Here is a 19480-nt window from a genome sequence, read left to right as displayed (position 1 = left end):
TTGAAGGAGGGAAGCCCAATTCATGATTGAACATCAACCTGTCGTTTATGTGGTGTCTGACTCTGTAGGTGAGACGGCGGAGTTTGTGGTGCGGGCGGCATCCATCCAATTCAATGGAGCGTCCCTGGACATCCGTCGCATCCCTTACGTCACCGATAAAGAGACCATCAAAGAAACGGTGCAAGCCGCCAAAGAGGAAAATGCTCTGATCGCGTTTACATTAGTGTTGCCAGAATTGCAACAGCTATTGATTGAGGAGGCTGAACAGAAAGATGTGCCGTATGTGGACATCATGGGGCCGATGATCCGCGGCATGTCTCGCCTGTACCAAATGCAACCGCGCCAGGAGCCGGGCTTGATCCACAAGCTGGATGAAGATTATTTCCGCAAAGTGGAAGCGATCGAATTCGCCGTCAAATATGATGACGGCAAAGACCCGCGCGGCGTGCTGGGGGCGGATGTGGTGCTAATCGGTGTGTCGCGCACTTCCAAAACCCCATTATCCATGTACTTGGCGCACAAGCGGTTGAAAGTGGCCAATGTGCCCCTTGTGCCTGAAGTAGAACCGCCTGAAGAATTGTTTGAGATCCCGGTGAACCGATGCATCGGTTTGACGATTGATCCACAACAATTGAATAATATCCGCCAAGAACGATTGAAGTCACTGGGCTTGGCCACAGGCGCCAACTATGCGAGCATGGAACGGATCATCTATGAGCTGGAATACGCGGATCGCGTGATTCGGCGACTCGGATGCCCAGTGATCGACGTTTCCAACAAAGCGGTAGAAGAAACAGCGAACATGATTTTGGATATGCTCAAAAAGGGGGGCACTCCGGCATGACTGTGAAAACCATCTATTCATTTGCAGAAGGGAAGGCCGAGTGGAAAGAGCTACTAGGGGGAAAGGGAGCCAATCTTGCGGAGATGACGCGGGTGGGGCTCCCTGTGCCACCCGGATTCACGATCACCACAGAAGCTTGCCGCCGTTTTTTTGCTGAAGGCGAACGGTTGCCGGAGCAGGTTGCGCGTGAACTGCGGGAAGCCTTGGACGCTTTGCAAGGACAGACAGGAAAGGTGTTGGGTAACCCCGACGCCCCTCTGCTGTTATCCGTACGGTCGGGCGCGGTGCATTCGATGCCAGGCATGATGGACACGATCTTGAATCTGGGCTTGAATGACGATACGGTGGAAGGATTGGCCAAGCAGACTGGCAATCCCCGTTTTGCGTATGATTGTTACCGCCGTTTGATCCAGATGTTCGGCAACGTGGTGTTGGGGCTTGATCACTTCCACTTTGAACAGATCATGGAGCGGCACAAGCAGGCGGCGGGTTTGCGCTTGGATACCGAGCTTTCCGCCAAGCATCTGCAAGCGATCATCGAAGAGTATCAAGGGTTTATCTTGGAAAAGTCAAAACGGCCATTTCCGCAAAATCCGCTGGAACAATTGCGGCAGGCGGTGGAAGCCGTATTCCTCTCTTGGAACAACGCTCGCGCCCGCGTTTATCGCAAGATTCACCGCATCCCGGATGATTTGGGCACGGCGGTCAATGTGCAGGCGATGGTGTTCGGCAATCGCGGCAACGATTCCGGAACTGGGGTGGCCTTTACGCGCAATCCCGCGACGGGAGAACAAAAATTGTATGGGGAGTTTCTCTTGAACGCCCAAGGCGAAGATGTGGTGGCGGGTATCCGTACGCCGAGGCCGATTGGGGAGCTGGCTGAGAGCATGACGGAAGTGTATGAGGAACTCATGATGTTTGCAAAACGGTTGGAACTGCATTATAAAGACATGCAGGACATCGAGTTCACGGTTGAACAAGGCAAGCTGTACATCTTGCAAACGAGAAACGGCAAACGAACCGCCCAAGCCGCGGTCAAAATCGCTGTCGACTTGGTAAATGAAAACGTTATCACCCGGGAAGAGGCCTTGACGCGTATTGAACCGGAAATGATTGAACGGTTGCTTCATCGCCAATTTGCGGAACTGGGAGAACGCAAACCCTGGGTTAAAGGTTTGCCGGCTTCGCCTGGAGCGGCGACGGGCCGCATTGTTTTCAGCGCTGACGATGCCGAGCGTTGGGCGAAAGCGGGTGAAGCGGTGATTCTGGTGCGGCCGGAAACGACACCGGACGACATCCACGGCATTCTAGCCGCCAAAGGCATTCTCACCAGCCGGGGCGGCATGACCAGCCATGCCGCCGTTGTCGCTAGGGGCATGGGCAAGGCGTGCATCTGCGGATGTGAGGAGTTGCGCATCGATGGTAAGCGAAAACAGGTAAGCGCAGCTGGACAAACCTTGCATGAAGGGGATCGCATCTCCATCGACGGTGGCACGGGGATGGTCTACCTGGGTGAGTTGCCGCTGATCGAACCGATGTTGTCAGCCGAATGCGAGGAATTGCTCGCATGGGCGGATGAAGTGAGACGCTTGCAGGTACGCACCAATGCTGATACACCTGAAGATGCCAAGAAAGCACGTGCGTTTGGTGCTGAAGGCATTGGCTTGTGCCGTACCGAACATATGTTCATGGATGCAGGCCGTTTGCCCGTTATGCAAAAGATGATTATGGCTGAGACGCTTGCGGAGCGCAAGGAGGCCCTAGAAGAGCTTTTACCGATGCAGAAGGAAGATTTCGTCGGGTTGTTCCGCGCGATGGAAGGATTGCCCGTCACCATCCGATTGTTGGACCCTCCGTTGCATGAGTTTGTGCCAGACCTGGAAGAGCTAGTGGTATCGCAGGCCAAGCGTGAAAGCATGGGTGACATGGACCCGCAACAGCGGAAACAACAGGAGCAGTGGATCAAAAAAGTGCGGGCATTAAGTGAAGCCAATCCGATGCTGGGACACCGCGGTTGCCGTTTGGCTTTGACTTACCCGGAAATCGCTGAGATGCAGGTGGAAGCGATTGGTCTGGCAGCAGCTGAATGCCTGTCCCAAGGCATTCGGGTGCAGGTGGAGATCATGGTTCCGTTGGTCGGCCATGTGAATGAGCTGAAGCGATTGCGCCAGATCATTGAAGGGGTGCTGGCACGGTATGAGGCGCCAAATGGTTCATCCATCGCTTTTCGGGTGGGAACGATGATCGAGGTGCCGCGGGCGGCGTTGACTGCTGATGAGATTGCCGCTGAAGCCGACTTTTTCTCCTTCGGTACCAACGATTTAACCCAGATGACTTTCGGTTACAGCCGTGATGACGCGGAAGGGAAATTCCTGCATGCTTATGTGGAAGAAAAAATCCTGCCAGAGAATCCATTTATGGTGCTGGATCGCGACGGGGTAGGCAAGCTGATCCGTTGGGCAGCCGAGCAAGGGCGGAAAACCAATCCGCAATTGAAGTTGGGTATTTGTGGAGAGCATGGTGGCGAACAAAAGTCGATTCAGTTTTGCCATGAGGTGGGGCTCGACTATGTGAGTTGTTCTCCTTACCGCGTTCCTTTGGCTCGTCTCGCCGCCGCGCAAGCAGAGATTGCACGACGCAGCCAGTAGGGGATCGTCGGCTTTAAGGACAGATAGATTGGGACAAGGCATCGGCAACGCCAGGCATTTTGCGATGTCCAAGATTTACCCGGAAAATTCCGGGTATTTTTTGTTGAAATGGTTCTATGATAGAAGTAAGATAAAAAGTTAAGGGGTAGGAAATGACATAACTCGACAACAAATTACAAAATCCGTCAATTGTAAAAAAAGGTTAACAGAAGGAGAACCTATATTTATGTAGAATAGGAGGATAGGATAAGTAAGTGCCAAGGATTGATCAGTAAATATTACCAATTGAATTTGAGGATGACTGAGAAGGACTTTGACGAATGTTGGCGAATAGATAACATTCGTTCCGCACATCACACTCCTATTTACATCTATCGGAAATGTACAGAAAGCAGTGATTCTGTATGGGGGGACGAATCCCTGACGAAGTGATTGACCAAGTACGGCGGCATTTTGATATAGTAGACATTGTTCAACAGTATGTATCTCTTAAGAAAAGTGGCCGCAATTATTTCGGATTATGTCCATTTCACTCTGAGAAATCGCCCTCATTTTCTGTAGCGCCCGATAAACAGATTTATTATTGTTTTGGTTGCGGCGCCGGCGGAGACGCAATTAAGTTTGTCATGGATGTCGAACAGCTCACCTTCGCAGAAGCGATACGCCATTTGGCTGACCAGGCGGGCATCCACGTTCCCGAAACGGGACCATCCCAGACGGACCCCGCTGAAATCGAGCGGATGGAGATGCGCAAGGCCATGGACTTGGCAGCGAAGCTATACCATCATGTGCTGATGAAGACGCGTTATGGTGCAGAGGCGCGCAATTATTTGGCAAAGCGCGGCGTTTCGCAGGAAGCGATGGAAGAGTTCCAGCTTGGTTATGCGCCCGCGTCGTTTGATTTTCTCCTGTCGTTTTTGAAGGGAAGGGGTTTCAACGAAGCGCTGTTAGAAAAAGCGGGGCTTTTATCCTTGCGTGAAGACAAAGGTATGAAGAGGTACTTTGACCGCTTTCGCGACCGCATCATGTTTCCGATCATGGATTCACAAGGCCGGGTCATCGCGTTTGGCGGGCGGCTGTTGGGCGAAGGGCGCCCCAAGTACATGAATAGCCCAGAGACGCCTATCTATTCAAAAGGGAATCATTTATTTAACCTCCATCGCGCACGTTCGCACATTCGCAAGGAACAACAAGCGATCTTGTTTGAAGGTTACATGGATGTGATATCCGCTTGGCAAGCGGGTTTTCCAGGTTGCGTGGCCACGTTGGGTACTTCGCTCACTGATGATCAAGCGCGGATTTTGAAACGCAATACTGAAACAGTCATTCTTTGCTACGACTCCGATCAAGCGGGTCAGAATGCGGCGGCCCGGGGGATGGAGCTATTGAGGAAGCAGGAGTGCACAGTCAAAATTGCACAAATGCCCCACGGTATGGATCCCGATGATTACATTCTCCGTTTTGGGGGAACAGCATTTAAGGAAGAAGTCCTGTCAGCGGCTTTGACATTAACCGCATTTAAACTGGAAAACCTAAAGAGAAACCACAATCTTCATGATGAAGACGACCGGATGAAATATTTGGCGGAAGCGATTGGCACGATTGCGGAATTGCCGCTAGTCGTTGAACAGGATCATTACCTGCGGCGATTGGCCGAAGAGTTTGGGCTTTCGCTTGACGCGCTGAAGGAAGACCTCAGGCGCGCAAAAAAACGGAAAAAGGGCGAAACCAGAAGGGATAAAGAGGGCTTCAGGTGGAATAATGGGTATCGAGAGCCTAGCAAACATTTGCTCGCTGGTACGCAAGTTCATTCCGTTGCGGAAAAATCGGAAATGTACCTCGTCGCCCACATGATGAGGAGCCGCACGGTTACGGAATGGGTGAAAGAAAAGATCGGCGCAGATTTTAATACGGAGATATACGCAGCGCTTGCTGCCTATCTATATGTCTATTATGATCAGGGGAATCCCGAAGACATGGGTCGATTCATCAGTTCTCTCCCCGATCAGGCGCTTATTTCCAAAGCAAGTGAATGTGCGATGCTTGATGTACCTGAATATTTACCGGAAGAAGCGCTGTTGGATTATGTCCGGCATATAAAGAACGTCCCCATATTGAGAGATATTGAAGAAAAAGAAAAAATGGTTGAACGATTATCGCGTGCTGATGAACCCGTCAAGGCCGCGCAGTTGATGCAAGAGATCGCGCAGCTGAGGAAACAGCTTCAAACACGGATGAAGTAGGAGTTCATCAGAAAGGAGGAAATCGATCTTGGCGAAAGAACAAAATGTGGATACTGAGATGGAATTGACGCTCGACCAAGTGAAGGAGCAGCTTGTTGAGGGCGGTAAAAAGCAGGGTGTGGTCACCTATAAGACGATTATGGAGAGATTGGCTCCGTTTGACCAAGATTCCCAGCAGATCGATGACTTCTTTGAGCAATTGAGTGAGCAGGGAATTGAAGTGATCAACGAAGAGAATGATGATGAGTTTGAAAGTCCAGACGACGTGGAAATGGAAGAGGACGACTCTTATCTTGACGAAGATTTGAGTGTGCCTCCAGGGGTGAAAATCAACGATCCGGTGCGCATGTATCTAAAGGAGATTGGACGCGTGCCCCTGTTGACCGCTGAAGAGGAAGTGGAATTGGCAAAACGGATCGAGCATGGAGATGAAGAGGCCAAGCGCAGGCTTGCCGAAGCGAACTTGCGTCTGGTGGTTAGCATTGCCAAACGGTATGTTGGGCGCGGTATGCTCTTTCTCGATTTGATCCAAGAAGGAAACATGGGTTTAATCAAAGCCGTAGAAAAGTTTGATTTCCGCAAAGGATTTAAGTTCAGTACTTATGCCACTTGGTGGATTCGCCAAGCGATCACCCGGGCGATTGCCGACCAAGCGCGCACGATCCGGATTCCCGTGCATATGGTGGAAACGATTAACAAACTGATTCGGGTGTCAAGACAATTGTTACAAGAGTTAGGGCGCGAACCCTCCCCTGAAGAGATTGCTAAAGAAATGGGCCTAAGTCCGGAAAAAGTACGTGAAATCATGAAAATCGCCCAAGAACCCGTATCGCTGGAGACACCGATCGGTGAAGAGGACGATTCCCATTTGGGTGACTTCATTCCAGATGATGATGCGCAAGCGCCCGCGGATGCTGCGGCCTACGAATTGTTAAAAGAACAATTGAAAGAAGTTCTTGATACGCTGTCCGAACGGGAAGAGAATGTTCTGCGACTGCGTTTTGGTTTGGATGATGGACGCACCCGCACCTTGGAGGAAGTGGGCAAAGTGTTTGGTGTTACCCGTGAGCGCATTCGCCAGATTGAAGCGAAAGCGTTGCGCAAGTTGCGCCATCCCAGCCGCAGCAAACGCTTGAAGGACTTCTTGGAATAAAACCAAAACCCATCCATTCTGCTTCTTTTCACACCCTGCCTACAGGGTGTGTTTTTGTTTCGTTTGTTGATTCAATTTTAATCCTTTTCCCAGTCCAATGCAAATAAGTTTCGGACAATTCTCGGCTGAGTGTTGTTGCATTTTTAAAAATTATTGAAGTACTCCAACAAATGAACCTATAATAGAAATGGAAACGCTTGCAACAAGTCAGCGAAGAGGAGTGGGGTTCATGAATTATGATTTAACAGCAGAGCAAAAAATGATTCGCAAACTGTTACGTGATTTTGCAGAAGGAGAAGTGGCCCCGGGAGCGGATGAGCGAGATCGAAGCAAACGCTTTCCGATTGAAATATTTGGAAAAATGGCCGACCTCAATTTGATGGGTCTGCCTTTTCCGGAAGAAGTGGGCGGTGCTGGAGCGGATACGGTGAGTTTTGCGATCGCAGTGGAAGAGTTGAGTCGCGTGTGTGCTTCCACTGGCATCACCTATTCAGCACACATTTCGTTGGGTTGCGCCCCCATTTACCTGTTTGGAACGGAAGAGCAAAAGCAACGCTACCTCGTTCCGTTGTGTCAAGGAAAAACGCTGGGGGCGTTCGGCCTGACGGAACCAGGGGCGGGTTCAGATGCAGGAGGCACGAGAACCCGAGCGGTCAAAGATGAAAATGGCTGGGTTATCAACGGGAGCAAGTGCTTTATCACCAATGCGAGTTATGCCAAGTTTCTGGCGCTGACGGCGGTGACAGGCCAGTCGGACGAGGGTCGGCGGGAAATCACCGCATTTATCGTGCCCACAGATGCACCTGGTTTTCAGGTGTTGGATAATCTGAATAAGCTGGGCCTGCACAGTTCCAACACCACCGAGCTGGTGTTGGAGGGCGTTCGTGTCCCTGAAGACAGCGTGCTGGGGGAAATTGGGGAAGGTTTCAAGCAATTCTTGATTACGCTTGACGGAGGGAGAATCGGCATTGGGGCGATGGCAGTGGGAATCGCTCAGGGCGCTTATGAATTGGCGTTAAATTATGCGCGGCAACGCACGCAATTCGGGCAATCCCTGTCCAAATTCCAAGCGATTCAACATAAGCTTGCAGACATGCACATGTTGATCGAATTGGCCCGCACGTATGTGTACAAAGCGGCTTGGCTGAAGGATCAAGGGCGCAAATTTACCAAAGAGGCTTCGATGTGCAAGTTGTTTGCCTCAGAAATCGCGATGAAAGTGTGCAACCAAGCGGTACAAATCCATGGCGGCTGGGGGTACATTCATGATTATAAAGTGGAACGATTCTTCCGTGATGTCAAATTGACAGAGATTGGTGAGGGAACATCTGAAATTCAGCGAAACATCATTGCGAGGGAAATCGGTTGTTAATGTAAAGATGGTTGTTTGAAGAAAATGCGAACTTATTTTTGCAAAAAGAGTAAAATGCCGAAATGTTTAGCCGAATCCTGCGCGGATTCGGTTTTTTTAAAAAAAACGATTCTGTAAAATTTGGTTAGAGTCATATCAATGGAAATGGGGGGAGTCTGTTGCGATGAAGCCGATGCCACCGATACTCAAAGATTTTCCCCATTCGTTTGAGACGGAACGGTTGCTGATCCGCCTTCCCCTTCCCGGTGATGGAAAGTTGGTGTATGAAGCGGCGATGGAGTCGCTGGATAGCTTGCGGCAATGGATGATTTGGGCCAACAAACCTCTGTCGGAAGCGGAGATGGAAGCGAATGCAAGACAAGCGCATTGCCACTTTTTGGAGCGGGTCGACCTACGGTTTCATTTGTTTGACAAAGAAAATCAGATGTTCGTGGGGAGCAGTGGATTGCATCGGATTGACTGGAGCATTCCCAAATTTGAGATCGGGTATTGGTGCCGCACCCAATGTCAAGGGAAAGGCTATATTTCCGAAGCGGTTCGCGGGCTGACCGTGTTTGCGTTTGAGATTTTGGGAGCGAATCGGGTTGAGATTCGCATCGACCAGCGCAATGTACGCTCGCGTAAAGTAGCCGAACGATTGGGGTACACGCTGGAAGGGGTGTTGCGCAATCATCAGTCCGCGGTTGATGGACGCTTGGAAAATACATGTGTCTACGCGATGGTGCCCGAAGAATTTCGGAGCCTTTCATTGCGTAAAAGCGCAGGCGCATCGCTGTGAATGCTTGCGCCTTTTTTTTGTGCGCGTTAATCTGAATATAAAGAAATATTTTTCATCGGGAGGGGTTAGCATGAGTAAGGAACAGATGATGCCGGAACTAAAAAATGAATTCTTCCCCATTCAGGATATTGATTATTTGGAATTATACACGGGCAATGCCAAACAAGCGGCTTATTATTTTTGTCAAACCTATGGCTTCCGGTTAACCGCTTATTCCGGACTGGAAACAGGGCAAAGAGAAAAAGCCTCTTATCTGCTGGAACAAGGAAATTTCCGGTTGGTAGTCAGCGGCGCCTACTCCCCAGAACATGAAATTACCGCATTCGTCAACTTACACGGTGATGGGATTAAAGATATTGCCCTCCGTGTGGACGATGTGGAGCGCGCATTTTCGGAAGCGGTTTCAAGAGGGGCCAAAGTGGTGAAAGAGCCACATGTCGTCAAAGATGAGCAGGGCGAATTGAAAAAAGCCGTCATCGGAACATACGGCGATACGGTACACACATTGGTGGAGCGGAAACAATATCAAGGTGTGTTCCATCCGGGGTTTGTCGCCGTGGATAGCCACATCCCCTCCCAGTCGACTGGCGTATTGGGCATCGACCATGTGGTAGGCAACGTGGAGCGAATGGAAGAATGGGTGGAATATTATGAGCGGGTGATGGGCTTTAAGCAGCTGATTCATTTTGACGACGAGGACATTAGCACAGAATATTCCGCACTCATGTCCAAGGTGATGCAAAACGGAACCGGACGCATCAAATTCCCGATCAATGAGCCGGCCGAAGGCAAACGCAAATCGCAGATTGAGGAGTATTTGGATTTTTACCGCGGTCCAGGGGTGCAACACGTAGCGCTGATCACCGAAGACATCGTGGCAACGGTGGAAGCGATGCGCAAGAACGGTGTAGAATTTTTGGACACCCCAGACACGTATTACGATGAGCTGACCGAACGCGTAGGCAAAATCGACGAGAGCATAGAGGACCTCAAGCGGCTTAAAATATTGGTTGACCGCGACGATGAGGGGTATTTGCTCCAGATCTTCACCAAGCCGATTGTGGACCGCCCCACCCTGTTTTTCGAGATTATCCAGCGCAAAGGTGCGAGAGGCTTCGGTGAAGGCAATTTCAAAGCGCTGTTCGAAGCGATTGAACGGGAACAGGCGCGCCGTGGCAACCTGTAAACACTAAATACGGCTGTGCCGTGAGCGAAGTTAAAAAATGCAAATGGGTCATACTTTAACCAAGAGTGGGCATCCTGATAAGAGCCCACTTTTTTGGTTTGAGGTGACTTGTTAATGAAGCATCGATTATTTTCTTTCGGCATAAGCTTGGTGATGGTTGCGATGGCGTTTGCCTCAACTTACAACCATATTGAGCAAGAGAAGCCAGCCACTTCGGCTCCTGCGATACATAAAGCAAAAGCAACCGAAACACCCGAATCGGGGAGCCGTCCCTCCTACCGAATCGACGCCACCTATCACCCCGAAAGGGACGAAGTGACGGCCAAGATGGAAGTGACGGTTCCAAACAAGCAACGCGAAGCATGGCGAGAAATCTATTTTCATCTTTATCCCAACGTGTTTCGCAAATGGAAGTATGGAGAAGAAAGCAAACCGAGTAAGCCAGGTCATATCCAGGTGCATCAAGTCAAAGTGAACGGACAACCGGTGAAGGAGAAGCTGGTGCGCGATGAAATCATGAAGGTTCCTTTGCGCGAACCGCTCACTCAAGGCCGCACGGCACGGATCACCATGGATTTTACCCTGCGATTGCCGCACGGGGGAACGCGATTAAACACGTTCAAACAGACCGCCTTTTTGGCACAGTGGTATCCTATGATGGCCGTTAAGGATCGGGGCGGGTGGCAAGTCGAGCCGTATACGACAGTGGGTGATCCGTTTTATTCCGAGATATCCGACTTCACCGTTACGTTTCACATGCCCAAGGGGTACCGCTTGATTTCGACAGGCAGAAACGCAGATACTACCAATTCCGTTGTGACCGTGAAGCAAGACCGGGTGCGGGACTTCGTCGCCGTCTTGACCAAAGATTATCGCAAGCGGAGCGCCAAATCGGGCCGAACCGACGTCAATCTTTGGTATTTGCCGGACATGGAGCGATCAGTAAAACCCCTTCTTGAAGCAGCGGTGCAAAGTATGGATTTCTTTGGGGAGATCTATGGCGCCTATCCGTATGACGAAGTGGATGTGGTTTTGGGAGAAACCGGGTTTGGCATTGCGGGCATGGAATATCCCGGCTTGATCACTTCCATTCCGACCATGGCGACAGAAAAAGGCATTCAACCGGCGGTCAGCGTGGTCGCGCATGAATTGGCTCACCAATGGTGGTATGGGGTGGTGGGCAATAACCAGGCTAAAGAACCGTGGCTGGATGAAGGATTGACCACGTTCTCTGAATTCCTGTTCATGAAGGAGAAGATGAAATCCAATGAGCAAGAATTCTTGCGCCGAGCCACCCAGAAAACAAACGAGATTCACCAGGCGGCGGGCATCACTTGCGTGGACACCCTTTATTCTTATCCCGACATGGTTTATGGACTCATGGTGTATATTCGGCCGGCAGCCATGATGTTTGAGTTGATGGATGAAATTGGGCGGGAGAATGTGTTGAAAATCATGCGCACATATTATGAGCAATATCAATTTAAAACCGCGACGACGCAAGACTTTATTCGAGTGGCCAATCGCACCGCGGGCAAAGATTTGACTCCGTTTTTCCACAAATGGTTGTATTTCGGTAAATAAATGTGGGAAAAGCCGGGATTGTCCCGGCTTTTTCTTGTGGATGGAGATGATGTTATAATGAGAGAGGTGAAGGACTGTTAAAAAGGAGAGACATGAGCGGATGGAATCGAGTATCAAGCTATGGCAATTGTCGGAGCGCTTAAAGACGATTGCTTCTTTTATTCCCGATCACAAGCGGGTCGCCGACATCGGAGGGGACCATGCTTTGCTCCTCACACAAGTGGCTAAAGAGAACCGCTTGCAAAAAGGCGTCGTCGGGGAAGTAAACCGCGGCCCCCATCAAAACGCCAGTGAACGGGTGAAGCTGGCGGGCCTGGCCGATTTGATCGATGTGCGTTTGGGAGATGGGCTCGCCGTTGTTCAACCAAGGGAAGTGGATGTCGTGGTTATTGCTGGTATGGGCGGGGCACTGATCGCTTCCATCCTGGAGCAAGGTAAGGACAAACTGGCAGGGGTTGAGCGCCTGATCCTGCAACCCAATATCGGGGAAAGTCGGGTACGATTGTGGTTGGAGGAAAACGGGTTTCGCTTAGTGGAGGAAACGATTGTGGAAGAAGCGGGGATATATTATGAAATCCTAGTGGCCGAACCAGGAAAGCCGGGCTATGCGGCAGATCAAATATTGGGCCGGGACATGGCCAGAGAAGTGGGGCCGCTCTTGTGGGAGAGGCGACATCCGCTGTTACATAAAAAATTGCAGGAGGTTGTGGCTGGCAAACGGAAGATCCATCGCCAGCTGAACTTGGGGAAAACAGAGCAAGCCATCGCGCGCAAACGGGAACTGGAGCGGGAGATCGAAGTTTGGGAGAGGGTGATTCAATGCCTATCAAAGGAAAACAATTGATACAAGTGCTGGAGGCGTTTGCACCGCCGAGCCTTGCTGTGGAAAAAGACCGTATCGGCCTACAGGTGGGAAATCCGGACAGCGAGGTTACCGGTGTGCTCGTTACATTAGATGTGAATGAAGAAGTGGTCGAAGAAGCGATCCGTCAAAAAGCCAACTGGATCGTTGCCCACCATGCAGTGATTTTTCAGCCACTGAAGGCATTGCGCTCAGATCAGCCAGCGGGGCGGTTGTTTCACAAATTGTTGAAGCATGACATGAATGTCTACATCGCTCACACTAATTTGGATGCGGCCGCTGGCGGAGTCAATGATGTGATGGCAGAGAAGTTGGGTCTGGGTGCGGTAAACGTGCTGATCGGCTACCGTGAAGACAAACTAAAGAAACTGGTCGTATTCGTGCCGGAATCGCATCATGAGGCGGTGCTTGACGCGATATGCGAAGCAGGGGCGGGTTGGATCGGCAACTACAGCCATTGCAGTTTTCAGGTGGAAGGCACAGGTACATTTATGCCCCGTGAAGGCACGAATCCTTATATTGGCCAGCGGGGCACGCTGGAGCGGATCAATGAGAGCCGGATCGAGACCGTTGTGCCGGAAAGTAAGCTGGCCCAAGTTCTTGCGGCCATGCTGGACGCCCATCCATATGAAGAGGTTGCTTACGATGTTTACCCGCTTGAGCTCCAAGGTAAGAAACGGGGGTATGGACGGATCGGAGAGTTGCCTGCTGCGCTGACCCTTCGCGACTTTGCCGCGCAAGTGAAGCAGGCGTATGGCGTGGAAGGATTGCGTGTGGTTGGGGATCTTGACCACAAGGTGAAGCGGGTGGCGCTGGTAGGCGGTTCGGGAAGTCGCCACATCGAAGACGCCAAACGCGCGGGCGCGGATGTTTATATCACCGGAGACGTCGATTTTCACACGGCGCAGGATGCTTTGGCAATGGGCTTGAGCATCATTGATCCGGGTCATCATGTCGAGCATCATGTGGTTCCGCGCGTATGCGATGTCCTGAAGCGGGGACTGGGAGAACAAGTGCCGATCATGGCTTCAACCGTCAATACGAATCCCTTTCGCTTCCTCTAATGTTTCCAGTGTCCACCAGTTGCTTTGCCTGTGAGTATTTGATACAATGAACTTTGCTTGAGACGGGAAAGTAAACAAGGCAATCGCCGGTGGAGTGCCGCAAGGCCCCACGGGAGGAAAGTCCGAGCTCCATAGGGCAGGGTGCCGGCTAACGGCCGGTGGGGGCAACCCTAAGGCTAGTGCCACAGAAATGTAGACCGCCGATGGAGGTGTCTCACCTCACAGGCAAGGATGCAACGGTGCGGTAAGAGCGCACCAGCAGCATGGAGACATGCTGGCTAGGTAAACCCCACCTGGAGCAAGACCTGATAGGAGATCGGCGCGCGCAAGCGTGCAACTGTGGCCCGCAGTGATCTCGGGTTGGTCGCTTGAGCCTTGCAGCAATGCATGGCCTAGATAGATGATTGCCACTCCAATGGGTGGAAGACGTCCACAAGCCGTCGTTATACCACTCGGAGAACAGAACTCGGCTTATTGTTTGCTTTCCACAGGTAGCTTGTGACACCAAGACGCTAAGGCGTCTTTTTTATTTTCTTTTTTTGACAGAATATTCCATTGATTGGAGTCTGTAGCGGATCAGCCATACTGGGGATGGGCGACCCCAACCCGCCTGATTTGCATAGGGTGGCTTCCATAATGACATGCTAAAGACAAATCCCTTAGTGAAGGTTGGTCGTCTATGCATGATGATTTCGCTTCTTATGAAGCTTATCTAGAACGGTACAAGATGTTTTATGACGAGGAGGGGGATGGCCGCCCTCCCATCGTGTCGCGCGAGCAGTTTGCGGAGACTTTCCGTTTGCTCAAGGAAAGCTACCAAGCGTATGAGGATATGATCCGCATGGGGCATGTGGATCAAGCGGCCAATTATTACACCCAAGTGATCAATAAATTGGAGAACACCTTGGCTATCGCTGACGCTTCGGACAATTTCCACAAACAAATCCTCAATGATTAAGCCGTGTCTCAGTTGGACACGGCTTTTTTGCGTTGCCTAGCTTACTCTTCATCCAGCAGATGATGTAATTGATGGGCGTCGCGAATCAACGCTTCTTTGCGGTGATAAGGAATATGCCGGTCAAACAGAACCAGACTGGGTAACTCCTCTAACAAATGGAGAGCGAAAGGAAGACGATCTAATAAGATGCATGTGAGCAAGCGGTCTGCTTTGCGGATTAACAGGGGGTGTTCGGCCCACTGCGTCAAATCTTCATGCAGGCGAAATGTTCGGTACATCCGGCGCACCGCTTGAAATGTTCGGAAACGGCGGCTCGGGTCGTAGCGCAAGACTTCTCCCATCAAGTTTCGAGTGCTGGAAATCAGTTCCCATTCATTTCGCTGATATTCAAAATCGCCGTTTTGCAATGAAATACCTGAAGCAGATAAACAGTCAAAACCGCTGTAAGTCCAAGGGGCTGGCCCTTTTTTCATTTTGGTGAGGCGAAGGGACAAGACGGCTTGCCTTTTGCCCCGCAATACCCGCGTCAAGTCCAATGTGACGGGCACCCACGATTCCGAAGCATGACGGGTGATGCTGCTTTGCCAAACGACGCGATTGTCGATCAGCACTTGTTTTGTATACGTTCCTGCACCGGTGTTGGGGGGATAAACGCTCATATGCCAAAAAGAGAGTTTGGCCTGTGTGCGTGGGTCCAGATAAATCCGTTGACGCCATTCCACATAGTGGCCAGGTGCATCATCATCGTGGGTCGAAACGGCTGGCGCGAAAAGATTGGCATAACTAACTCCTGATTTGGCAACCGCATCGCCCTCTTCCTGAAGAAACTCTTTGTGTAGCACATAGGTGACCACCCCATCCAACCGCCGCAGTTTCAACCGACCCAAGGCTAGTTTCAGAGCGTTAGCCACATATTGCGCACTCGGATTGGCCGGGGTAGCAGAAAGGCGGCTGGCGTAAATCATCAGGATGAAGGGGAGACGGGTTCGCTCCAGGCGAGCTTGCACTTCGTCCAATTGTTCAATCATGCGATCCGTTTTTTGCGTGTTGCGGTAATGATCATCACGAAAGGACATGACCACCCCATCAAAGAGATGCCGATAGTGTGTGAGCAAGGCGGTGTCGAGGGCTGGGTAATAAATTTGCGGATAAAACAGAAACCCGGGATTTTCTTTACGCCCTGCTCCCTTCGCTTTGGCTAAATAAGCCGGGGTGAAAAAGGTCAAATTATCGTTGAAATCATCCATCACGATGCCTTTGAGATTGGGGAAATGCCGTCCAAGGCGGCCGACGGCGCGAAACCAAGCGACATAATCCGTGCCAAATGGCTCCGACCGTTTCAATTGTGCTTCGGAAGGGGGCACCAGATAGACCCATACATTGATACCGGCTTGGCGGGCGGCCGGCAAAAACTCTTTGCGCAAATCATCCCAATCCGACTTTTCATGCCAGATCAGGTAGAAGTACGTATTGGCATGCAACTCTTTCAACCGCTGAATGGTTCGGGGGGTGTCCACGTGAACCATTCCATCGGCCCGCGGCTTTTTTTCCCTGATTTCGCCGCCGTAATCCCCAAGGATGGGATAAGGGGAAGGGGGAGCGGCTGTGACGGAGACAGGCTGAATGAGAGTGAAGATCAATGCACAACACAAGCTGACGAGCCAACATCGACACTTCCAGTTTCGTTTGAACAGCCAACTCACCATAGTTACTTTCTCCTAAAGTAAGGACATTCTTCTGCTTAGTGTGAAAGCATCACCGTAAGAATATGTATGAACATAGAAAGAGGATCGAAAGGAAACACTGAAAAACAACTAGGAGTTTCCCATGAGAAGATTTTTATGAGGAAGAGGTGTGCCAATGCGTTTGCTGCAAGAGTTGACGGAAGCCAAAGGCGTTCCGGGATATGAACAGGAAGTGCGCGCCATCATGGAGCGGGAATTAAAAAAGCAAGATGTAAACCTGATCACGGATGGATTGGGTGGCATTTTCGGCGAAAAAAAGGGGACAAGCGACCAACCTCGGATATTGTTGGCCGGGCACTTGGATGAAGTCGGGTTTATGGTGACAGAGGTGACCAAAAGCGGTTATTTGCGGTTTGCGCCATTGGGTGGATGGTGGAGTCAAGTGTTATTGTCGCAACGGGTGTCGATCGTTACAGAGAAACGGGTGTTTACTGGGGTGATCGGTTCTCGCCCGCCGCATGTATTGACATTAGAGGAACGGAACAAATTGGTGCCTATCCGCGAGATGTTTATCGATGTGGGGGCCCACAGTGACGAACAAGTAAAGGAATGGGGAATCCGGGTGGGTGACCCGATTGTGCCCATTTGTCCGTTTGAAATCATGCCCGATCACGACACCATCTTAGCCAAGGCGTTGGACAACCGGATCGGTTGCTATTTGTCTATCAAAGTGTTGAAACGCTTGCAAATGGAGAGCCATCCCAATACAGTGATTGCCGGTGCAACCGTACAAGAGGAAGTCGGGTTGCGGGGGGCGGCCACCGCACCGTATGTAGTGGAACCGGATATCGCGTTCGCTTTAGATGTGGGCGTGGCAGAGGATTCCCCGGGCAATGAGGGGAGCGGCAAGGCCAAGCTGGGCAAAGGGCCATTGATCACGTTTTTGGATGCTTCGATGATTCCCAACATCCAATTGCGCAATCTGGTGATCGATATCGCTGAACAGAAGCAGATCCCCTACCAAGTGGATACAATGACGGGAGGGGGCACTGACGCCGGCAAGTTCCATCTGCACAAAAAAGGGGTTCCCTCTTTGGTGATCGGGGTGGCAGCCCGTTATATCCACAGTCATGTTTCCATGATCAGCAAGTCCGATTTGGAACACGCTGCCGAATTGTTGGTGGAAGTAATCAAAATACTGGACGCTGCCAAAATGAAGGAGATAACCCGTTTTATCTGACCCATTCCTTCTTTTAATACAAGCTTGTCTTTGTTAAGATGAGAGCGAATCATCTTAAAAGCGGAGGCGATCCAGTTGCAACATCATGTTGAAGCCATCGGTCATATGGAGCGGGTCGTGGCTGAAGCCCCCGTCTGGTCCATCGCTCAGATTAAAGACCAATTGGGGGCCTGGGAACGGGTGTATCTTGTTTTTGTCGATGTGTTGAAAGGGTTTTGCGATGTGGGTCCTTTAGCCAGTCCGCGCGTGCGTGAAATGGTGAAGCCAGTGTCAGAGTTGGCTCAAATGCTTATAGCGCAAGGCTTGCCGACGGAAAATATCATTTTCCTCAATGACGACCATCCGGCTGATGCAGTTGAATTCACTGCATTTGCGCCCCATTGCGTGCAAGGCACAGTGGAGGCGGAAGTGGTGGATGAATTGAAGTCGGTCTTTGACGCGCCGGGTGTCCAACTGTTTCGCAAAAACGCCACCAACGGGTTGTTTGGAGTCAATGGGGAAGGCGTCCGATTTTGCGACTGGTTGGAACGGGTATTCGCCGCTGGCCCCAGTTCTTTTATCGTGGTAGGAGATTGCACCGATTTATGCATTTACCAAAACGCAATGGGCATCCGGTTGCTGGCCAATCAAGTTAACGCCCAAACGCAAGTGATTGTCCCTGTTTCCCATGTGCGGACATACGATTTGCCGGTGGAGACAGCCGAACAAATCGGGGCGATGGCCCATCATGCGGATCTGATGGACACCGTGTTTCTTTATCACATGCAGTTAAACGGAATTAAGCTGATCTCTGGCATCACCGACTGACCATAGGCGGGATCGCATCTTTTGCTGGACGGGAAAGTATGATATTCTTAAGTTGTTTGTACGTATTGGGTAAACGGGGTTAGACCATGGAACAAACATTACTGGAGCTGTTACAACAATACGGGTATATCGGGATTTTTTTCTTTTTAGTGTTGGGGATCGCGGGATTGCCGTTGCCGGATGAGATCATGATGACGTTTCTCGGTTATCTCACCTCAACGGGTCAACTTAATCTCTACCTCGCTTTCCTCAGTTCGTTCTTGGGATCGGCTTGCGGAATCAGCATCAGCTATTATTTGGGGGTGCGCTTGGGGTATCCGTTCCTCAAGAAATATGGTGGCAAGATATTTATTACGCGCCGCCGCTTGCGTATCACGCAACTCTTGTTCCGCAAGTATGGAAACTGGTTGCTATTTGCTGGATATTTCATTCCTGGCGTACGCCATGTCACCGCTTACCTCGCCGGTATTTCCAAGATATCGTTAGCCCGGTTTTCCCTGTTCGCCTATACGGGGGCGTTTTTTTGGTGCGCTACCTTTATCGGTCTGGGGCATGTGCTTGGCGCGAATTGGGAAATGGTTTTCGGTGTGATGCACAAATACGGCGCCCGATTGTTATGGATTGTGCTTCCCGTTGTGGTGATCTGGTTGGGTTGGTACCTATGGAACCAAAACAACAACAACTCCTATCACACGAAGCAATAAATAGCAAAGCAACACACCATCACATGTAGACGTGATGGTTTTTTCATGGGGGAGGGCTGAACAATGGCTAAAGTGAGTATTCACATCGCCGGACAGACGAAAGAAATGGAAGTGGCTGAAGGAGCCAACCTTTTGCTGGAAGCGGCGTCACGGTCGATTCCGATTCCGTTCAAGTGCACGACGGGTCGGTGTGGAACGTGCCGCGTACATGTGATCGAGGGGAGCAGCCAATGCAGTGATTACACAGAGCCGGAATTGCACCATTTGAGTGAAACGGATTTGGCTTCCGGCCGGCGTCTGGCATGCCAAACGTTTATTTATGGCGATGTCACCATAGAAATCCCTTAATGGA

General features: G+C 50.8%; 16 protein-coding genes and 1 other RNA gene. 16 read left to right on the top strand and 1 reads right to left on the bottom strand.

Features of this window, described 5'->3' with window-relative positions; genetic code table 11:
• Nucleotides 1-22 precede the first annotated feature (22 nt).
• The 12 genes from CLV36_RS01035 to CLV36_RS00980 all read left to right on the top strand — a co-directional run bounded on the left by CLV36_RS01035 (nt 23) and on the right by CLV36_RS00980 (nt 14692).
• Nucleotides 23-844, top strand: a complete 822-nt coding sequence (locus tag CLV36_RS01035) for a pyruvate, water dikinase regulatory protein (RefSeq protein WP_106341453.1) — start codon at nt 23-25, stop codon at nt 842-844.
• Nucleotides 841-3492, top strand: a complete 2652-nt coding sequence (gene ppdK, locus CLV36_RS01030) for a pyruvate, phosphate dikinase (protein ID WP_106341452.1) — start codon at nt 841-843, stop codon at nt 3490-3492. The genes CLV36_RS01035 and ppdK overlap by 4 nt, the downstream gene beginning before the upstream one ends.
• Before the next feature lie 404 nt (nt 3493-3896).
• Complete coding sequence (gene dnaG / locus CLV36_RS01025; RefSeq protein WP_106341451.1) at nt 3897-5735, top strand: DNA primase; 1839 nt, start codon at nt 3897-3899, stop codon at nt 5733-5735.
• Between the two features lie 58 nt (nt 5736-5793).
• Nucleotides 5794-6888, top strand: coding sequence for an RNA polymerase sigma factor RpoD (rpoD, locus tag CLV36_RS01020; RefSeq protein ID WP_375163204.1), 1095 nt, complete (start codon nt 5794-5796; stop codon nt 6886-6888).
• A 229-nt stretch (nt 6889-7117) separates the two neighbouring features.
• On the top strand, nt 7118-8260 hold the full coding sequence (locus tag CLV36_RS01015) for an acyl-CoA dehydrogenase (RefSeq protein ID WP_106341450.1): 1143 nt from the start codon (nt 7118-7120) through the stop codon (nt 8258-8260).
• A 172-nt stretch (nt 8261-8432) separates the two neighbouring features.
• Nucleotides 8433-9038: a GNAT family N-acetyltransferase gene (locus CLV36_RS01010; protein ID WP_102993884.1), complete on the top strand. Its 606-nt coding sequence runs from the start codon at nt 8433-8435 to the stop codon at nt 9036-9038.
• Nucleotides 9039-9108: 70 nt separating this feature from the next.
• Entirely contained in the window at nt 9109-10224 is a 1116-nt protein-coding gene (gene hppD, locus CLV36_RS01005) for a 4-hydroxyphenylpyruvate dioxygenase (protein WP_106341449.1), read from the top strand.
• Nucleotides 10225-10338: 114 nt separating this feature from the next.
• Entirely contained in the window at nt 10339-11808 is a 1470-nt protein-coding gene (locus CLV36_RS01000; protein WP_106341448.1) for a M1 family metallopeptidase, read from the top strand.
• A 100-nt stretch (nt 11809-11908) separates the two neighbouring features.
• The gene (locus CLV36_RS00995; RefSeq protein ID WP_106341447.1) at nt 11909-12652 is read left to right on the top strand and encodes a tRNA (adenine(22)-N(1))-methyltransferase; all 744 of its coding nucleotides are present in this window, start codon (nt 11909-11911) and stop codon (nt 12650-12652) included.
• Nucleotides 12628-13734, top strand: coding sequence for a Nif3-like dinuclear metal center hexameric protein (locus CLV36_RS00990; protein WP_106341446.1), 1107 nt, complete (start codon nt 12628-12630; stop codon nt 13732-13734). The genes CLV36_RS00995 and CLV36_RS00990 overlap by 25 nt, the downstream gene beginning before the upstream one ends.
• Nucleotides 13735-13801: 67 nt before the next feature.
• Nucleotides 13802-14223, top strand: an RNA gene (gene rnpB, locus CLV36_RS00985) — RNase P RNA component class A.
• A gap of 190 nt (nt 14224-14413) precedes the next feature.
• Nucleotides 14414-14692 (top strand): hypothetical protein, encoded by a 279-nt coding sequence (locus tag CLV36_RS00980; protein ID WP_022736623.1) that lies wholly within the window; start codon nt 14414-14416, stop codon nt 14690-14692.
• A 41-nt stretch (nt 14693-14733) separates the two neighbouring features.
• Here the strand turns inward: CLV36_RS00980 and CLV36_RS00975 are convergent, their stop codons facing one another.
• A complete protein-coding gene (locus CLV36_RS00975; RefSeq protein ID WP_054095973.1) occupies nt 14734-16398 on the bottom strand; it encodes a hypothetical protein in 1665 nt (554 codons plus the stop codon).
• Nucleotides 16399-16552: 154 nt separating this feature from the next.
• Here CLV36_RS00975 and CLV36_RS00970 point away from each other — a divergent pair, with 154 nt between their 5' ends.
• From CLV36_RS00970 to CLV36_RS00955, 4 genes are all read left to right on the top strand, one after another.
• Complete coding sequence (locus CLV36_RS00970; protein WP_106341445.1) at nt 16553-17617, top strand: M42 family metallopeptidase; 1065 nt, start codon at nt 16553-16555, stop codon at nt 17615-17617.
• Between the two features lie 75 nt (nt 17618-17692).
• On the top strand, nt 17693-18424 hold the full coding sequence (locus tag CLV36_RS00965; RefSeq protein WP_022736620.1) for an isochorismatase family protein: 732 nt from the start codon (nt 17693-17695) through the stop codon (nt 18422-18424).
• Nucleotides 18425-18510: 86 nt separating this feature from the next.
• Nucleotides 18511-19128, top strand: a complete 618-nt coding sequence (locus tag CLV36_RS00960; RefSeq protein ID WP_022736619.1) for a DedA family protein — start codon at nt 18511-18513, stop codon at nt 19126-19128.
• Nucleotides 19129-19191: 63 nt separating this feature from the next.
• The gene (locus CLV36_RS00955) at nt 19192-19476 is read left to right on the top strand and encodes a 2Fe-2S iron-sulfur cluster-binding protein (protein ID WP_022736618.1); all 285 of its coding nucleotides are present in this window, start codon (nt 19192-19194) and stop codon (nt 19474-19476) included.
• Nucleotides 19477-19480 lie beyond the last annotated feature (4 nt).

This window comes from Laceyella sediminis, assembly GCF_003003125.1.
In the GTDB taxonomy this organism is placed as follows: domain Bacteria; phylum Bacillota; class Bacilli; order Thermoactinomycetales; family Thermoactinomycetaceae; genus Laceyella; species Laceyella tengchongensis.
This window is presented reverse-complemented; position numbering and strand designations above follow the sequence as displayed.